The 15,932-nt window shown below is 62.6% G+C and carries 17 protein-coding genes; 5 read left to right on the top strand and 12 right to left on the bottom strand.

What is annotated here, in order from left to right; all coding sequences use genetic code 11:
* Nucleotides 1-6 precede the first annotated feature (6 nt).
* Nucleotides 7-837, top strand: a complete 831-nt coding sequence (locus Q0478_RS10880; RefSeq protein WP_298679155.1) for a 3-keto-5-aminohexanoate cleavage protein — start codon at nucleotides 7-9, stop codon at nucleotides 835-837.
* Here Q0478_RS10880 and Q0478_RS10875 read toward each other — a convergent pair.
* The 4 genes from Q0478_RS10875 to Q0478_RS10860 are packed head-to-tail and all read right to left on the bottom strand — an operon-like array spanning nucleotide 823 to nucleotide 3,471.
* Complete coding sequence (locus tag Q0478_RS10875) at nucleotides 823-1,443, bottom strand: DUF1045 domain-containing protein (protein WP_298679153.1); 621 nt, start codon at nucleotides 1,441-1,443, stop codon at nucleotides 823-825. The two genes, Q0478_RS10880 and Q0478_RS10875, sit on opposite strands and share 15 nt — an antisense overlap.
* Nucleotides 1,443-2,234 (bottom strand): metal ABC transporter permease, encoded by a 792-nt coding sequence (locus tag Q0478_RS10870; protein ID WP_298679151.1) that lies wholly within the window; start codon nucleotides 2,232-2,234, stop codon nucleotides 1,443-1,445. Before Q0478_RS10870 ends, Q0478_RS10875 begins: the two co-directional genes overlap by 1 nt.
* Nucleotides 2,234-2,977 carry a metal ABC transporter ATP-binding protein gene (locus Q0478_RS10865; RefSeq protein ID WP_298679149.1) on the bottom strand — a complete coding sequence of 248 codons (744 nt, stop codon included), beginning with the start codon at nucleotides 2,975-2,977 and terminating at the stop codon, nucleotides 2,234-2,236. The genes Q0478_RS10870 and Q0478_RS10865 overlap by 1 nt, the downstream gene beginning before the upstream one ends.
* The gene (locus Q0478_RS10860) at nucleotides 2,974-3,471 is read right to left on the bottom strand and encodes a Fur family transcriptional regulator (RefSeq protein ID WP_298679147.1); all 498 of its coding nucleotides are present in this window, start codon (nucleotides 3,469-3,471) and stop codon (nucleotides 2,974-2,976) included. The genes Q0478_RS10865 and Q0478_RS10860 overlap by 4 nt, the downstream gene beginning before the upstream one ends.
* A gap of 54 nt (nucleotides 3,472-3,525) precedes the next feature.
* Between Q0478_RS10860 and Q0478_RS10855 the strand changes: the two genes are divergently transcribed.
* Nucleotides 3,526-4,503 carry a zinc ABC transporter substrate-binding protein gene (locus Q0478_RS10855; protein WP_298679145.1) on the top strand — a complete coding sequence of 326 codons (978 nt, stop codon included), beginning with the start codon at nucleotides 3,526-3,528 and terminating at the stop codon, nucleotides 4,501-4,503.
* A gap of 166 nt (nucleotides 4,504-4,669) precedes the next feature.
* On the opposite strand, the gene speB is transcribed toward Q0478_RS10855, so the two are convergent.
* The 4 genes from speB to Q0478_RS10835 all read right to left on the bottom strand — a co-directional run bounded on the left by speB (nucleotide 4,670) and on the right by Q0478_RS10835 (nucleotide 8,293).
* Complete coding sequence (speB, locus tag Q0478_RS10850; protein ID WP_298679143.1) at nucleotides 4,670-5,626, bottom strand: agmatinase; 957 nt, start codon at nucleotides 5,624-5,626, stop codon at nucleotides 4,670-4,672.
* A complete protein-coding gene (locus Q0478_RS10845; RefSeq protein ID WP_298679141.1) occupies nucleotides 5,623-6,453 on the bottom strand; it encodes an NlpC/P60 family protein in 831 nt (276 codons plus the stop codon). The genes speB and Q0478_RS10845 overlap by 4 nt, the downstream gene beginning before the upstream one ends.
* Nucleotides 6,453-7,835: a M17 family metallopeptidase gene (locus Q0478_RS10840; protein ID WP_298679139.1), complete on the bottom strand. Its 1,383-nt coding sequence runs from the start codon at nucleotides 7,833-7,835 to the stop codon at nucleotides 6,453-6,455. Before Q0478_RS10840 ends, Q0478_RS10845 begins: the two co-directional genes overlap by 1 nt.
* 77 nt (nucleotides 7,836-7,912) lie before the next feature.
* Nucleotides 7,913-8,293, bottom strand: a complete 381-nt coding sequence (locus tag Q0478_RS10835) for a hypothetical protein (protein ID WP_298679137.1) — start codon at nucleotides 8,291-8,293, stop codon at nucleotides 7,913-7,915.
* 157 nt (nucleotides 8,294-8,450) lie between these two features.
* Here Q0478_RS10835 and Q0478_RS10830 point away from each other — a divergent pair, with 157 nt between their 5' ends.
* From Q0478_RS10830 to Q0478_RS10820, 3 genes are all read left to right on the top strand, one after another.
* Nucleotides 8,451-9,098: a carbonic anhydrase gene (locus tag Q0478_RS10830; protein ID WP_298679135.1), complete on the top strand. Its 648-nt coding sequence runs from the start codon at nucleotides 8,451-8,453 to the stop codon at nucleotides 9,096-9,098.
* Nucleotides 9,099-9,191: 93 nt separating this feature from the next.
* Nucleotides 9,192-10,166 carry a sodium-dependent bicarbonate transport family permease gene (locus tag Q0478_RS10825; RefSeq protein ID WP_298679133.1) on the top strand — a complete coding sequence of 325 codons (975 nt, stop codon included), beginning with the start codon at nucleotides 9,192-9,194 and terminating at the stop codon, nucleotides 10,164-10,166.
* A 3-nt stretch (nucleotides 10,167-10,169) separates the two neighbouring features.
* Nucleotides 10,170-10,481: a transcriptional regulator gene (locus tag Q0478_RS10820; protein WP_298679131.1), complete on the top strand. Its 312-nt coding sequence runs from the start codon at nucleotides 10,170-10,172 to the stop codon at nucleotides 10,479-10,481.
* A 215-nt stretch (nucleotides 10,482-10,696) separates the two neighbouring features.
* Here the strand turns inward: Q0478_RS10820 and Q0478_RS10815 are convergent, their stop codons facing one another.
* From Q0478_RS10815 to Q0478_RS10800, 4 genes are all read right to left on the bottom strand, one after another.
* On the bottom strand, nucleotides 10,697-12,319 hold the full coding sequence (locus Q0478_RS10815) for a DUF4139 domain-containing protein (protein ID WP_298679129.1): 1,623 nt from the start codon (nucleotides 12,317-12,319) through the stop codon (nucleotides 10,697-10,699).
* Nucleotides 12,320-12,600: 281 nt separating this feature from the next.
* Nucleotides 12,601-13,623: an aspartate-semialdehyde dehydrogenase gene (locus tag Q0478_RS10810; protein ID WP_298679127.1), complete on the bottom strand. Its 1,023-nt coding sequence runs from the start codon at nucleotides 13,621-13,623 to the stop codon at nucleotides 12,601-12,603.
* 61 nt (nucleotides 13,624-13,684) lie between these two features.
* Entirely contained in the window at nucleotides 13,685-14,863 is a 1,179-nt protein-coding gene (locus Q0478_RS10805; protein ID WP_298679125.1) for an MFS transporter, read from the bottom strand.
* Nucleotides 14,864-15,064: 201 nt separating this feature from the next.
* Nucleotides 15,065-15,811 carry an SDR family oxidoreductase gene (locus Q0478_RS10800; RefSeq protein WP_298679123.1) on the bottom strand — a complete coding sequence of 249 codons (747 nt, stop codon included), beginning with the start codon at nucleotides 15,809-15,811 and terminating at the stop codon, nucleotides 15,065-15,067.
* Nucleotides 15,812-15,932: the final 121 nt, after the last annotated feature.

The following is a 15,932-nucleotide window of genomic DNA, read 5'->3' as shown; positions in this document are numbered from 1 at the left end:
AACCTCATGAGCAAACCCTGCATCCTCTGCTGCGCAATCACCGGCTCCGTGCCTACCAAGGCCAACAACCCCGCCGTGCCGATCAGCATTTCTGAGCAGCTCGAAAGCAGCCTTGAGGCTATCGAGGCAGGTGCTAGCATCATCCACGCCCATGTGCGCAACGCAGACGAAACCCCAAGCTCAGACCCTGCCAAATTCGCCGAGCTGCAAACCCAGCTCAAAAAGCACGCCCCCGAAGCGATCCTCCAGTTCTCCACGGGCGGGCGCTCAGGAGCGGGCTTTGAGCGCGGCGGTATGCTGCCCCTCTGCCCCGATATGGCCTCGCTTTCGGTTGGCTCCAACAATTTCCCAACCCGCGTTTATGAAAACAGCCCCGATCTGGTCGCATGGCTCGCCGCCGAAATGCTCAAATACGAGATCACCCCCGAGGTGGAAGCCTTCGATCTCTCCCACATCCTGCAAGCGCTTAAAATGCACGCCGAAGGCGCGCTTTTCGGCAAGCTTTATGTGCAGTTCGTCATGGGCGTGAAAAACGCCATGCCAGCCGACAAAGAGGTGTTTGATTTCTACGTCCACACCATGCAAACCCGCGCGCCAGAGGCCGAGTGGTGCGCCGCAGGCATCGGGCCAAACCAGCTTAAGGTCAACGAATGGGCCATCGCCGCAGGCGGGCACACCCGCGCAGGGCTAGAAGACAACGTGCGCCTTGATAAGGACACCCTCGCGCCCTCAAACGCCGCGCTCATCAAGCGTGCGGCAGAGCTCTGCGCAGATTATGAGCGCCCCGTGGCCACCCCCGCGCAAGCGCGCCAGATGCTCGGCCTACGCCCCGCCTAGGCCAAAGCGCTGTATGATGTGAAACTGCCCCGCCGGGTCCTCGCCGCAAAGGCAGATCGTGTCCAGCTTGTAGGCCTTGCTCAAATCCGGCAGCGCCGCGCGCAAGCTTGCCTCTACATCCTCCCGCGCCGCTTTGGGCACAGGCCCCGTCAGGGTGAGGTGAAAGCGAAAGTCATCCAGCACATAGGCATAACCCCAGCGGTGCAGGTTCTCGCGCTGCTGCGCGCTCTTGGCCTGCGCCAGCTTCGTGGCCAGCACATCTTCCGCCAATGGCGCGCGAAACTGCTCAAGCTCCAGCATGCAGGCCCCCGCCAGCGCGCCCAGCGCCTCAGCTCCCGTCTTCGGCACAAGCGCAAAAAAGCTGCCGAGCCGCGCCAATTCCAACTCTGTCTCAACAGGCTGAAGCCCCGCCGCCAAAGCCTTCACTGCCCCCGCAAGCGCGCCCTCGCTCTGGCCCTCAGCCAAGGCAAAAGGCGCTTTCAAAGTGGCGTGAAATCCATATTTCGCAGGCCGCGCCACAAGCTCCGTGCCGCTTGCAAGCCATTGCGAACCAAAACCGCCCAGCACGCCTTCAGGGCAGTGATACACAGCAAAGCGGCGATACATCAGCGCCCCCTCAGCTTGGCAAACAGCGTCGAGGCGGCAAAGGCCAGAGCCGCCGCACAGACAATGCTTGGCCCCGCGGGCGTATCCAGCCAGAGCGCGCCCTGAAGCCCCGCCACAGCCGCCAGCGCGCCAAAGCCAAGCGACAGCGCAATCATCGCCTCAGGCGTTTTCACATGTGGCCGCGCACTCGCCGCCGGGATGATCAGCAGCGCCGTGATGAGAAGCGCGCCCACCGCCTTGATGCCCACCGCCACCACAAGCGCCAGCGCCAGAATCAGCCCCAGCTCCTCGGCGCGCGTGTTATAGCCGCTGGTCTCCGCCAGATCAGGGCTGAGCACCCATGTCACAAGCGCCTGCCAGCGCCAGACAAGCCATGCGGCGACAACAGCCGCAACCGACCAAATCAGCGCCAGATCACCGCGCGACACCGTGAGAATATCGCCAAAAAGATAGCTCTCCACATTCACCCGCGGCCCCGCGCTCATCGCCACAGCCACAAGGCCAAAGGCCAGCGCCGAATGGGCAATCACGCCAAGCGCACTGTCGCTTGTCTGCGCGCGCCGTGTCAGCGTCAGAAACAGCGCCGCCACCAGAAGCGCCGCAAAAAACACGCCCACAAAGATCGAGATTTCAAAGCCCAGTGACAGCGCAACGCCCAAAATGGCCGCATGGGCCATCGCATCGCCAAAATAGGCCATTCGCCGCCAGACAACAAAAGGCCCCAGCGCCCCAGCCGCAAGCGAAACACCCAGGCCCGCCAGCCCCGCGCGCACCAGAAAGTCGTTCAACATCAGTGGCTTTCCTCATGCTCATGGGCGCAAGACTCGTCGTGCACATGGTCGTGCTCGTGGCGGTAAAGCGCCAGCGCCCCCTGTGTCCCGGTGCCAAACAGGCGGCGATATTCCGGCGCATTGCGCACAATTTCGGGCGTGCCCTCACAGCAGATATGCCCGTTGAGGCAGATCACACGGTCCGACGCGCTCATCACCACATGCAGCTCGTGAGACACCATCAAAACAGCACAGCCTATCTCGGCGCGCAGCTCTTCGATCAGGCGGTAAAAGTCGGCCTGCCCTTGCTGGTCCAGCCCCTGCGTCGGCTCGTCCAGCATCAAAACATCCGGCTGCACCATCAGCGCGCGCGCCAGAAGCACCCGCTGCATCTGCCCGCCCGAAAGCCCCTCAAGGCTGCGTTTTGCCAGCGCCGCAACGCCCACACGCGCCAGCGCCGCCTGCGCGTCAGCCTCGCTCACCCGCTTTGGCACATCCAAAAAGCGGCGCACCGTCATCGGCAGGCTCGCCTCCAGTGCCAGCTTCTGTGGCACATAGCCAATCTTGAGGCCCTTCGCATGAACAACCACGCCACTGTCCGGCTGAAGCACACCGGCCAACATCCGCAGCAAGGTCGATTTGCCAGAGCCGTTCGGCCCCACAATGGTAACAATCTCGCCGCGCTCCACGCTCAGGTTGACCCCGTGTAAAACGGTCTCGCTCCCAAAGCGCTTCGCCAGCCCGCGCGCCTCTATCAAACTCATGTTCTGCCCTCGGGTATGCACTTGGGGCACAGCCCCTCGGCCTCTATCACCACGGATTCGATCTGAAATCCAGCCGCCCCCGCGCTCGCCCCCAGGGGCGCAGCGCTCTCGGCTTCGGCCACAAGCCCGCAGTCACGGCAAATCATAAACGCTGCCTCATGCGCGCGGCCGGGGTGTGCGCAGGCCACATAGGCGTTGAGCTTTTCAATCCGGTGCGCCAGCCCCTGCTCCACCCAAAACCCGAGCGCGCGGTAGGCCACAGGCGGCTTTGAGCCAAGCCCCTCCGCCGCCAGCCGCGCCAGCACATCATAAGCCCCAAGCGCCTCATGCGCTTCCAGCAGAATCTCAAGCACACGGCGGCGCACGGGCGTCAGCTGTAGCTTGCGCGCCGCACAAAGCGCTTCAGCAGCGCGCAGCGAGCTGGCCTTGCAATGCGCGTGATCATGCGCATCAAAGCCTGTCGCCGCAGATTCTGATCTTGTCTCTTGACTCATACTGTTATGTTATAACATATCACAGCAACCGTCCACCTATCTTTCGGAGCTTTCATGTTCAAATACCTTGCCACATCCGCCCTCCTCTTCGCCAGCCCCCTCGCCGCTGAAACACTCCGCGTGGTGGCTGATACCCCGCCCATCCACAGCCTCACCGCGCAGGTCATGGGAGATCTGGGCACACCGGCGCTGCTCACCGAGCCGAGTGCGTCGCCCCACGGCCACGCCCTGCGCCCGTCCGAGGCGGCACGCCTGCAAGCCGCCCATCTGCTGGTCTGGGTCGGCCCGGCCATGTCGCCCTGGCTCGCCGAGGCCCGTGAGGATATGGCCAAAGACGCCGTCAGCCTGCCGCTGATGGAGGCCGAAGGCAGCACGGTTTTGCCAAAACGCGGCGCCCATATGCACGACCATGACCACGGGCATGAGGAGAAGCCCGAGGCCAAAGCCGAGGATCATGATCACGACCACAGCCACGATGATGACCACGGCCATGACAAAGCCGAAACGGCCGATGCCCCCCGCCGCGATCCCCACCTCTGGCTCGACCCGCAAAACGCAACCCTCTGGCTGACGCTCATCGCCGAAGAGCTCGCGCAGCTTGATCCGGACAATGCCGAAAGCTACCGCAGCAATGCGGCCGCCGCCGCCGAAGCCATCACAGCGCAGGCCGCTGAAGCCGCAGCCCGCCTCGCCCCGCTGGCCGGCCGCGAGTTCCTCACAGCCCATGACGCCTACCAATACTTCGAGGCCCGCTTCGGCCTCACCTCCCACGCCGCGATCACCGATGCCGAAGATGCCGAAGCTGGCCCCGCCCACCTGCGCGAAGTGCTCGCCAGTTCAGATGGCCTCGGCTGCTTTATCACCGAGCCAAGCACCCCCTCCGCGAGCATCCGCCTCGTGACCGAAACGCTCTCCATCCCCGCCGTCGAGATCGACCCGCTCGGCGCGGCCCTTCCGCTCGGCGCGGCCCAGTATGCCGCCCTCATGGACAGCCTGACATCCGGCTTTGAAACCTGCCTCAAACAGCCTTGAGGCACAAAAAAAACTGAACGCGCGCAGCATTTCAGCCCTTCGCGCGGTCCTGGCTTCTTCTGGTCAAAAATACCTCGGGGGGAGGTTTCAAAAGCTGCCAAGCTTTTGAAACTGGGGGGCAGCGCCCCCCTTGGTCGGATTTTCGCGCAGCGAAAATTCGATCCTTCTAGCGCGCCGCCGCCATCTGGCAGAGCATCTCGAACATGATCGAGACCCCTAAAAAGGCCGTCGCGCCGCTGGCGTCAAAGGGTGGCGAGACTTCCACCATATCCGCCCCGACAATCTTCACCCCCGTCAGCCCGCGCACCACCTGCAACGCCTGATAGGAGTTCGGCCCACCCACTTCGGGCGTGCCTGTTCCGGGCGCAAATGTCGGGTCCACAAAGTCGATGTCATAGCTCACATAGGTGTCGCCCTTGCCCGCAATCTCGCGCGCCTCGGCCATCACATCTTCAGGCCCGCGCGCATGAAACTCCTCAATCGGCACAATCCGGATGCCCTCGGCGCGGGCAAAGTCGCGATCCTCGCTGTCATATTGCGTGCCGCGAATTCCGATCATGATCACCCGCTTGGGGTCCAGCAGCCCCTCCTCACACGCACGGCGAAACGGCGTGCCATGGGTATACATCGTGCCGTCAAAGTAGGAGTGGTACAGGTCCGTGTGGCTGTCAAAATGGATCATCCCCACAGGCGCTTTCTCAGCCACCGCCCGCAAGATCGGCAGGCTGGAAAGATGGTCGCCCCCCGCCGTCAGCGGAATGATTCCCGCCGCCATCACATCGCGATAAAACGCGGTAATCCGCTGCATGCTGTCCTGAATGTCCGCAGGGTTCGGGCCCACATCGCCAAGGTCGGCGCAGTTCATCGCCGCAAAAGGGCGGATGCCGCTCACCGCATGTTCCGCACGGATCATGGTCGAGGCATCGCGCAGCTGGCGCGGCCCGTGGCGCGGGCCGGGGCGGTTGGTTGTGCCGCTGTCCCAAGGCACACCGATGATGCCCACGTCTACATCTGCCCAGCGCGCATCGCCCCTCGGCAGATGCGGCAGGCGCATAAAGGTCGGAATGCCCGCAAACCGTGGCAAATCCATCCCCGAAACAGGCTGAAAAAACGCGTCCCTCATGCGAAGTCCTCCAATCTTTTGCGCGCGCTCACAAGCCCGCCGCCTTGCTCTTCAATCCGTTTGATCGCGGCCTCGATCGGCTCGTAAACCACCGCCATATCATGCGCATTCGCGTGCAAAATACGCGCCGCGTCAACCACCCAGGCCACATGGCCCTTCCAGAACAACAAGTCCCCGCGCTTGAGCGGCGCATCTTCCGAAAGCGCCACCCCAAGCCGCGCTTCTTGCATGTCGCTGTCGCCCGGGCAGGCAATGCCGCAGGCCACACAGCCCGCCTGCACCAGCCCCGAACAGTCAATCCCGAAGGCCGCGTTGCCGCCCCAAAGGTAAGGCGCGCCAATCAGCCGCTCCGCCACGCCCACAGGGTCGCTCTCCGCCTCAAGCCCGCGCAGATGCACGAGCGGGATAAACCCCTCCGGCACTTTGGCAAACGCGCCCTCTTCGCGCAGCACGCGCAGACGGCTGCCAAGGCTCAGGCTTGCCCGCTCGGGGCTCTTGATATCAGCCTGCGTATAGATATGCGTCGCCCGCGCGCTGACCACATGGGTCGCCTCGCGCACCGCGCCCAAGGCCTCCTTGCGAACATAGCCGCAATAGCCGTCCAGCGCGCTTTCCACATAGGCCCAGCCGTCCAGCTCTTCATACACGCTCACAGCCTGCCCCGCGAGCAGCTGGCGGTCCCGCTTGCCGTCCGGCGCGCGCAAAAGATCGGCCACAGGCACCATCACCTGACGCGCCGCCCCTTGCACAAATTTCTCGGCCTCAACCTGCCCCTCAAGGCGCTGGGCGGCCACGCGGCCATTGGCAGGCGTTGTGCGGCGATCCATCACAGCTTCAACATCGCGGGCAAAGCGTCAAGAAGCGCGCGCGCCGCCATGCCCACACCGCCCTTGGGCCGTGCGGGCTTGGCCACAGGGGTCCAGCCGTAGACATCAAAATGCGCATAATTGGTCTCCCCCGCAAAGCGCCGCAAAAACAGCGCCGCCGTGATAGAGCCCGCAAACCCCCCGCTCGGAGCATTGTCCAGATCGGCAATTCCGGGCTCGATCATGGCCTCGTAAGGCTCCCAGAAAGGCATGCGCCAGACAGGGTCTTTCGCCGCCTCGGCCCCCGCCTCAAGCGCGCGCACAAAGCCTTCGTCATCCGAGAAATAAGGCGCAAGGTCCGGCCCCACGGCCACCCGTGCCGCGCCGGTGAGCGTCGCCATGGAGATCATCAGGTCCGGCGCCTCTTCCGCCCCGAACGTGAGCGCATCCGCAAGCACAAGCCGCCCCTCCGCATCGGTGTTGTTGATCTCCACAGTCAGCCCCTTGCGGCTCGTGAGGATATCGCCGGGGCGGAACGCAGTGCTGCTCACCGCGTTTTCCACCGCCGGGATCAGCACACGCAGTTGCAGCTTGAGCCCCAGCGCCATGATCATCTCGGCAAGGCCCAGCACAGTTGCCGCGCCGCCCATATCCTTTTTCATCAGCGCCATGGAGGCGCCAGGCTTCAGGTTCAACCCGCCAGTGTCAAAGCACACCCCCTTGCCCACAAGGGTGAGCTTGGGGCCGGCCTCGCCCCAGCGCATGTCAATCAGCCGCGGGGCCTCATCGCTGGCGCGCCCAACCGCGTGGATCAGCGGAAAGTTCTCATCCAGAAGGGCCGCGCCACGAATCACATGAAACGCCGCCCCATGCGCCTGCGCGAGCACACTCGCCGCTGCTTCCAGCTCGGCGGGGCCCATATCATTGGCCGGCGTGTTGATAAGGTCACGCGTCAGCGCCTCGCCCTTGGCAATGGCCTCAAGCTTGGCCACATCTACCCCCTCGGGGGCCACAAGCCGCGCCGGCGGGGCCTTGACCTTCGCATAGCGCGCAAAGGCGTATTGCCCCAAAAGCCAGCCCAGCGCCTCGGCCTCAAGCTCTGCCCCGGCCAGCTCACTCACCAGCTTGTAGGTCCCTTCAGGCAGTTTTGCCGCCGCAGCCGCAAGGCCAAACCGGCTGCGCCTGCGGGCGGCTGCGGTGCCATAGCCCGCCAGCGCGCAGAGCGGCGTGCCGTCCGTGGCCGGCACGGCCAGCGCCTCGCCCAAAGCGGCGGCAAACCCGCTGCTCTTCACCCATGTTTTGACAGGCGCGCTCTGGCCCGCCAGCCAGCCGTCCAGCGCCCCGGCTTCGATCAGGTAAAGCGGCGTTGCATCGGCGGCATCCTTGGCAAATATCAGGCTCACGGGGCAGGTATCCTCTGGCTGGTGTTTGCGCCAGCCTAGAGCAACTCACGCCCAAGCGCGAACGCCTTTTGCAGCGCTCAGATCGAAAGGTCCTGAGCGCGCCAGATTTGCGTGAGAGAGCCTTCACCGCTGCGCATCAACCGCTGCACAACAGCCGCCAGCGCCGTGCTGTCCGCAGCGTCGACACAGGCCACAACATCGCGCGAAACCTGCGCGAGGAGCACCATGCCAATCTGGTCGGCAATTGCCCCCATAGAGCGCACCGCCTTATACATCTCCTCGATCTGGTGGCTGCGATACAGCCTGTCCACCTGCGCCAGCTTTACCGCCAGCTCTTCCATTGCGCGGCAAACGACATCCTCCGCCGCCACATCCCCAAGCGCCTCGTAAAGCGCGTCAAGCTTGTCAACATCCAGCTCAACGGCCTCACTCATCGCAAGCATCGTCACCTGTTTCATGGTCTCACCCTTTGGTTCTTGCCCCACGGCACGGATGACTATGGCAGGCAATCCCTCGCAAATGGTTTATCGCCAAGCGCCTTTTCTCTCGAATTCTTTGACAATGCCGACTATTCAGAAAGACAGCTCAGACCAAACAGCAAGGGACAGCGCTGCCATGCACACCACGAAACCCCTGCCGCACTATCTCGTCCAGCGCTTTCATGGCTGGAAGGCAACAACCTTTACAGAAAATGAAAGCTGGTATCGCCGCCTCGCCGATGACGGCCAACACCCGCGCGCCATGCTCATTTCCTGTTGTGACAGCCGTGTGCACGCCACCTCGATCTTCGGGGCCGAGCAGGGCGAGTTCTTCTTGCACCGCAACATCGCCAATCTCGTGCCGCCCTATACTCCGGATGGCGCACAACACGGCACATCCGCAGCCATCGAATATGCGGTCACGGTGCTCAAAGTCGCCCATATCATCGTCATGGGCCATTCCCACTGCGGCGGTGTGGCCGGCTGCCTGGATATGTGCACAGGCCGCGCCCCCGAACTTGAAAAGCGCGAATCCTTCGTGGGCCGCTGGATGGACATCCTGCGCCCGGGCTATGAGCGCGTCAAACATCTCCCCGAAGCGGAGCAAACCACGGCGCTTGAAAAAGAGGCGGTGCTGATCTCGCTCAAAAACCTCAAGACATTCCCCTTCGTGGCAGCCGATGTTGACAACGGCAAAATGTCCATCCACGGTCTCTGGCACGATATCGGCGAAGGCTCGATCGAGGAATTCATCTTCAAAGACGACGGTTTCCGCAAAATCTGAGCCCCCCAGCGGCAAAACGCGCCAACAAAGGGCTTTCCTGAGCGGCATTTTCGCTTATTTAGGGTGAAATTTGCGCGCACAACGAGGAACACCATGGGCGAAATTCTGACTTTGGCAGCCAACAACCTGCTTTCCCCCATCGTGTTGTGCTTTGCCCTCGGGGTGAGTGCGGCGCTGGCCCGCTCCGATCTTTCGGTGCCCGAAGCCGCCGCCAAGGCGCTCTCGATCTACCTGCTCTTCGCCATCGGCTTCAAAGGCGGCGTCAGCGTTGCGGCCCACGGGGTTGATCTCACCCTTGGCCTCAGCCTTGTCGCCGGGGTGATCCTCTCGGCCTTGCTGCCGCTGATCGCCTTTGCGCTTCTGCGCGCCCTCTCCGGGCTTGATCGGCTCAACGCCGCCGCCGTCGCGGGCCACTACGGCTCGATCTCGATCGTCACATTTGTGGCCGCCACCTCGGTTCTGGAAAGCAGCGGCATTGCCGCCGAAGGCTATATGGTCGCCGTTGCCGCCGCGATGGAGGCCCCCGCCATCCTCTCCGCCCTCTGGCTCATCTCACGCGGCGAAAGCGGGCGCATGGATGCAAGCCTCTGGCGCGAAATCCTGCTCAACGGCTCCATCGTGCTGCTCGTTGGCGCCTTCTTCATCGGCATGATCACCGGCGAAGAGGGCTTGGCTGAAATCAGCAGCTTCGTGGTTGCGCCTTTCAAAGGCGTGCTCTGCCTCTTCCTGCTGGATATGGGCCTCGTCGCAGGGCGTGGCCTCGCCAAGGGCGGCAAGCTTCTGGGCGCAGGCTCCATCGCCTTCGGCGTGCTCATGCCCCCCATCGGCGCAGCCTTCGGCCTCCTCGCCGGCCTCGTCCTTGGCCTCAGCCTTGGCGGCACGGTGCTGCTCATGACCCTCTCGGCCTCGGCCAGCTACATCGCCGTGCCCGCAGCCATGCGCGTCGCCCTGCCCGAGGCCAACCCGAGCATCTACCTCACGCTCTCGCTCGGCGTCACCTTCCCGTTCAACCTCGTGCTCGGCATCCCGCTCTATCTCGCGGTCGCCAGTTTCGTTTTCGGAGCCTGATCCATGCAAACCCACAAAGCCAAACGCGTCGAAATCACCATCGAAAAGATCATGCAGTCCCGGCTCTCTGACGCCCTGATGAAAGCCGATGTGCACGGCTTCACCATCTTGCCGGTCTATGGTGGCTCGGGCCGCTCCGGCCTCTGGGACCGCACAGGTCAGGTGGGCCGCGCCGAGGGTATGGTGCAATTCATCTGCATCGTGCGCGAAGAGCGCCTTGATGCCCTGCTCACCGCCGCCTTCAAAGTGGTCGAAAAACACATCGGCGTGGTCAACATCACCGATTGCGAAGTCCTGCGCGCCGAACGCTTCTAACCCAGCGCACCCCACCCCTTTCCAAGACCCGCCCTGTCTTTCTTATTGCCAAAAATATCCCACCGATTCCGCGCAGCAAGTGCGCTCTATCGGTCATCACCTTTGCTTCGCAAAGAGCTCGGGGGGTCTGGGGGCTGGCCCCCAGTTCAACCTGCGTCTGGGGGACCAGTCCCCCGCAACTATCGGATTTTCGCAGAGCGAAAATCCGATCCCTCTCACTGCAAAATCTTGCCTTCAGGCCAAGCAAGCTCATAGCCCAGCGTCACCGCCTGTTTCGCACCGGGTTTCAAATCAAAGCTCCAGTTCAAAACCCCCTGTCTGTCGTCAAAATCTGCCGCGTTTGGGCGCGGGCTGGCGCTCCAGGTGATGTCGAGCTCCTCCTGCTCCGAATAAGGCACACGGTCAAACAGCATCACAGGCCAGAGCTCGCCCGTCAGGTTCTCCACCTCGATCTTCACCTCCTCGCTCAGCTCGGTCGAGCGGCTGATCACCCCGCGTTCGCCCTCGTTGCGCGTCACAGTGCGCGCGAGGCGCAGCCCTTCGATCGCTCCGAACGGAAGATCCGCCTCTGCCCCCACAGGAATCGGCGCGCGCAACCGGCTCTGGCCCATATAGCGCCCGTCCAGATAGAGCCGCATGAACGGCGTCGGCAGCAAAATCTCCCCCGTGTCATTGATGATACTGGCCATCATAAAGCCCGTGTCGTCATAAAGTGGCGCCGCCCAGGCCAGCACCTCTGCCGGCGTCTCCCCTGTCCCCAACGCGATCTGTAAACTGTCGGCACGGTTGGCCAGCCGCACAGGCTCAGGATAGCTGTAGCTCACAGCCAGACCGCCATGATGGGGCTCAGCCTCGGCCACCACACGGCCAGTATCGGCCATCCTGCCCTGCCGCGCCAGGCTGCTCATCTCAAGCGGCGCGCTCTGAAGGGGTTGGGGCATCTGCGGATCAACCACAAAGCGCGGCCAGCCCAAAACGTCATGCGGCGCAATCTGCGCGCTCGGGCGCACCGTGGAAAGCGTCAGCGCCACAGCCTCCCAATCCTCGCCCGTGCCTTGCCAGATCGTGGCGCCCCGGGTGATACCAAGCCGCCCGGCCATCTTGTCCAGGCGCATGTCATAGGTGGGCGTCCAGCCCGCATCCTGATGCAGATAAGACAGGGTGATCACCCCTTCGCTCGCCACCTGCGAAGATGCGGTAATGCTCAGCTGCACCACGCCCTTGTCCTCGGTTTGCAAAGCGGCCAGCGCCCGGCGTGCCGCCTCCAATTGCGCGCGCAAGCCCTCCAACGCACGGTCCGCCGCCGCCGCAGCCAGCTCGGCCGCATGGCCCGCCTGCCGCGCGGCCAACACCTCGTCCCCGATCATCTGCGCCAGCTCACGCAGCGCCGCGGCCTCCATGCCAACAGTCTGCTCTGCACCCCCAAGGCCGCGCAAAAACGCAACCTGCGCGGCAGAGGCCTCCACCGCAAGGCGCTGGCGGTCCACATCCGCGTCCCCTCGGCGCAATTGCTCTTCCAGCCGCTCGACCTCGGCTTTGGCGGCAGCAATCTGCGCGCTCACCTGATCGTCCTGCGGCGGCACAAGCTCCACCCGCCCCGTGACGGCGCCCAACATTGCCCCCGTCATCTCAACACTCACGCGCGACAAATCTATGGAGGCCGGCAAATTTTTAAGAACAAACTCATGCCGCCCCGCAGGCATTTCAAACGGAACTTCCCGCACGATATGCGCCCCCTGCGGATAGAGCGTCACCGCCGAAACCTCGCTCGTAAGCGGGATGATATCGGCCACCAGAACCGAAGGAAAAAGCGAAAGAACAACAACCGTGGCGCGCATGACAACCTCCTAAAATGACAAAAACCATCAAATGCCATGCACCCCCAGGGCGCAAGCCCGCTCCCAAAGCACAGCGCAGGCACTGGGCAATCCTCCGCCGATTCCCGCCCGTCTTCTTCTGGTCAAAAATACCTCGGGGGTCTGGGGGCAGCGCCCCCAGTTAAACCTGCGTCTGGGGGCAGCGCCCCCAATGGGTCGGACGCGCAGCGTTCGAAACCAGCTCACGAACAAAAAGGGCCGGCCCCTCGGCCAGCCCTCCAAATCTCGCGGCAAAAGCGCCTTCAGCCCTTTTTCAGAACCTCACGGCCCAGAAGCTCGGCAATCTGCACCGCATTGAGCGCCGCGCCCTTGCGCAGGTTGTCGCTCACGCACCACAGGTTCAGCCCATTCTCCACCGTGCTGTCCTGACGGATGCGGCTGATAAAGGTGGCGAAATCGCCCACACATTCAATCGGGCTCACATAGCCGCCGTCCTCGCGCTTGTCGATCACCATGATCCCGGGCGCCTCGCGCAAAATATCGCGCGCCTCGTCCTCGTCCAGAAAGTCCTCAAACTCGATGTTGATCGCTTCCGAGTGGCCCACAAAAACAGGCACGCGCACGCAAGTCGCCGTCACCTTGATCTTGGTGTCGACAATTTTCTTGGTCTCGGCGACCATCTTCCATTCTTCCTTGGTGCTGCCGTCTTCCATGAACACGTCAATATGCGGAATCACATTGAAAGCGATCTGCTTGGTAAACTTCTTCGCAGGCTTGTCATCCGTCGGGTTGTAGATGCTCTTGGTCTGGTCCCACAGCTCGTCAATCCCCTCCTTGCCCGCGCCGGAGACAGACTGGTAGGTGCTCACCACCACCCGCTTGATGCGCGCACGGTCATGCAAGGGCTTGAGCGCCACAACCATCTGCGCGGTCGAGCAGTTCGGGTTCGCGATGATGTTCTTCTTGGCATAATCATGGACCGCCTCAGGGTTCACCTCCGGCACAATCAGCGGAATCTCAGGGTCATAGCGATACAGCGATGAGTTATCGATCACCACACAGCCCGCCTTGGCCGCACGCGGCGCATATGTCTTCGTCGCCTCCGAGCCCACAGCAAACAAGGCCATGTCCCACCCCGTGAAATCAAATGTATCAAGGTCTTCCGTCGTGAGCGTCTTGTCGCCAAAGCTGACTTCCGTGCCAAGCGATTTTCGGCTCGCCAGCACAGCCACCTTCTCCACAGGAAAATGGCGCTCCGCAAGGATGTTCAACATTTCACGGCCCACATTCCCAGTGGCACCGACAACAACAACGTTATAGCCCATCAGAAGACTCCTTATGTCCGGGACGCTGCCCCATAGCGCAGTGCGCGCGCAGAATAAAGAGCTAGTCGGTTCTGTCGCGCGCAAAGACATAAATAATCAGCCCCAAAGCCACCAGCCCACCATAAAACACAAACAATGCCTGATAAGGCTCCGCCGGGCTCACAGCCGTGTCAGCAACCCGCGCATAAAGCCGCCCTGTCAACATCTGCATGATCCCCACACCGCCAATGGCAAAAAGGTTCATCAGCGTCACCCCCCGGCCAACAAGATGGGGCGGAAAAAACGCCCGCCCATGCGCCATCATCATGGGAAAGGACGCCCCGAAAAAGCCGATCGCCGCAAACAACCCCACCGCCAGCCAAAGGCTCTGCACACTCACAAACCCAAGCCAGAAACAAGCCGCCATACTCACCATATTGCCAGCAAAAATCACCCATTTGCGCGTGCCCAACAGGCGGTCCAGCGGCCCGTAAGCAAAGGTCCCCGCAATCATGGCCGCCCCCATGAGCAAGGTCACATTGCCCACAAGCCCGTCTCCCGCGCCAAAGACATCGCGAAAAAACGGGCCAATCCAGAGCCCCCGCGCCCCGGCCGCCGGCGCATATTGCACCGCCATCAGCGGGAAAATCAGCCAAAGCGCCGGCATCTTGAGCAAATCCATCAGCGACCCTTTCGCATCCGAAATCACCCGCTCCGGGTCGCGCACCACAAAAAACAGCCCCACCGCAGTCGCCATGCTCACAAAAGCCGTGCCCCAAACAACGGCACGCCATCCAAAAGCCTCCACCGCCAGGGTGGTCGGCAAGGCCGAAGCCAGATTGCCCACCGAGCCGATGCCCAGAACAAGTGCCGCCAAGGTCGCAAACACGGCCGCCGAGTAACTGCGGGCAAAAATGTAATAAGACGCCATCAAGACAGGCGAGCACCCCACCCCGATCAACAACATCGCCAGCGAAATATGCGCCGGCACCGTGGCCATGGCAAACACAGCCGCCCCCCCGCCGCCGCCCACCAACAACAATACAGAGGCCGTTCGGCGCGGCCCGATTCTGTCCAAAGCCCATCCCACTGGCACCTGCATCGCCGCAAAAGCCAGAAACCAAAGCCCCGAAGCCATGGCAAGATCCTGCGGGCTCGCCCCCACATCACGCTCAAGCACCTCGGTCAAAACCGCGAGAAACGCCCGATAAAACTGGCTCAACACATAAGCAAAACACAGCAAAATCAGATCAATACGCATGCCTCACGCCTTTCTGGCTCTTTCTTATTGCTCTAAATATCCCAGGGGGTCTGGGGGACTGGTCCCCCAGTCAAAACTGGGGTCTGGGGGATGGGTCCCCCAGAAAAAAACCTGGGGAATGATTCAAGAGCCCCAAGGCTTTTGAATCTAGGGGGCAGCGCCCCCACCCGGATCGGATTTTCGCGCAGCGAAAATCCGACATCAAATACAGCGCCCGCCATCCACTTCCATGCAGACCCCCGTGATCATACTGGCTTCATCCGAGCACAGAAATGCCGCCGCATTTCCCAGGTCCTCCGGCGTCGAAAACCGCCCCAAGGGAATGGTGCTCAGAAACTTCGCGCGCATCTCGGGCGTGTCCTCACCCATGAAGCTGGCCAATAGCGGCGTCTCTCCCGCCACAGGGTTGAGCGCATTCACCCGCACCCCGTGCGGTGCCAGCTCAACGGCCATGGCTTTGGTGGCGGTGTTCATCCATCCTTTGGACGCATTATACCAGCTCAACCGCGGGCGCGGGCTCACCCCGGCCGTCGAAGCAAGGTTCAAAATCGCGCCCTGATGACGTGCCTTCATCAAAGGGGCCAGCGCCCGCGCAAACAGGTAAACAGATTTGCAGTTCACCGCGAAAACACGGTCAAACTCCGCCTCGTCCACATCTTCCATGGCCTGGGGCAAATGGGTGATCCCCGCGTTGTTCACCAGAATATCCACCTCCCCAAACACCTGTAACGCCACCTGCACGGTCTGCGCCACAGCCGTGGCAGAGCTCACATCCGCCACATGGCCAAAAGCCCCGGCCCCAAGCTCTTCGGCCATGCCCATGGCCCCGTCATGGTTGAGATCAACAATCATCACCTGCGCGCCCTCGGCGGCAAACTTGCGCGCGATCCCGGCACCAAAGCCGCTCGCGCCGCCCGTTATGATTGCTGTCTTGCCCTCAAGCCGCATCTCAGCACCCTCCTCTTTGACACCTCCACAAGCGCGAGGCCCGCACAACAGCACGTCCCGCGAAGGGGCGCATTCCGTCAACCTCAGGCGCTCTCGGGAATCATGGCCCGACTGCCGCTGA

It is taken from the genome of uncultured Lentibacter sp. (assembly GCF_937123735.1).
Lineage (GTDB): Bacteria > Pseudomonadota > Alphaproteobacteria > Rhodobacterales > Rhodobacteraceae > Lentibacter.
The sequence above is the reverse complement of the archived record's forward strand: the minus strand, read 5'-3'. Positions and strand labels throughout refer to the sequence as shown.

Excerpts from the sequence above, each read along its gene's own strand:
- Q0478_RS10880 (WP_298679155.1), top strand. The coding sequence starts at position 7 with ATGAGCAAACCCTGCATCCTCTGCTGCGCAATCACCGGCTCCGTGCCT.
- Q0478_RS10875 (WP_298679153.1), bottom strand. The coding sequence starts at position 1,443 with ATGTATCGCCGCTTTGCTGTGTATCACTGCCCTGAAGGCGTGCTGGGC.
- Q0478_RS10870 (WP_298679151.1), bottom strand. The coding sequence starts at position 2,234 with ATGTTGAACGACTTTCTGGTGCGCGCGGGGCTGGCGGGCCTGGGTGTT.
- Q0478_RS10865 (WP_298679149.1), bottom strand. The coding sequence starts at position 2,977 with ATGAGTTTGATAGAGGCGCGCGGGCTGGCGAAGCGCTTTGGGAGCGAG.
- Q0478_RS10860 (WP_298679147.1), bottom strand. The coding sequence starts at position 3,471 with ATGAGTCAAGAGACAAGATCAGAATCTGCGGCGACAGGCTTTGATGCG.
- Q0478_RS10855 (WP_298679145.1), top strand. The coding sequence starts at position 3,526 with ATGTTCAAATACCTTGCCACATCCGCCCTCCTCTTCGCCAGCCCCCTC.
- speB (WP_298679143.1), bottom strand. The coding sequence starts at position 5,626 with ATGAGGGACGCGTTTTTTCAGCCTGTTTCGGGGATGGATTTGCCACGG.
- Q0478_RS10845 (WP_298679141.1), bottom strand. The coding sequence starts at position 6,453 with ATGGATCGCCGCACAACGCCTGCCAATGGCCGCGTGGCCGCCCAGCGC.
- Q0478_RS10835 (WP_298679137.1), bottom strand. The coding sequence starts at position 8,293 with ATGAAACAGGTGACGATGCTTGCGATGAGTGAGGCCGTTGAGCTGGAT.
- Q0478_RS10830 (WP_298679135.1), top strand. The coding sequence starts at position 8,451 with ATGCACACCACGAAACCCCTGCCGCACTATCTCGTCCAGCGCTTTCAT.
- Q0478_RS10825 (WP_298679133.1), top strand. The coding sequence starts at position 9,192 with ATGGGCGAAATTCTGACTTTGGCAGCCAACAACCTGCTTTCCCCCATC.
- Q0478_RS10820 (WP_298679131.1), top strand. The coding sequence starts at position 10,170 with ATGCAAACCCACAAAGCCAAACGCGTCGAAATCACCATCGAAAAGATC.
- Q0478_RS10815 (WP_298679129.1), bottom strand. The coding sequence starts at position 12,319 with ATGCGCGCCACGGTTGTTGTTCTTTCGCTTTTTCCTTCGGTTCTGGTG.
- Q0478_RS10810 (WP_298679127.1), bottom strand. The coding sequence starts at position 13,623 with ATGGGCTATAACGTTGTTGTTGTCGGTGCCACTGGGAATGTGGGCCGT.
- Q0478_RS10805 (WP_298679125.1), bottom strand. The coding sequence starts at position 14,863 with ATGCGTATTGATCTGATTTTGCTGTGTTTTGCTTATGTGTTGAGCCAG.
- Q0478_RS10800 (WP_298679123.1), bottom strand. The coding sequence starts at position 15,811 with ATGCGGCTTGAGGGCAAGACAGCAATCATAACGGGCGGCGCGAGCGGC.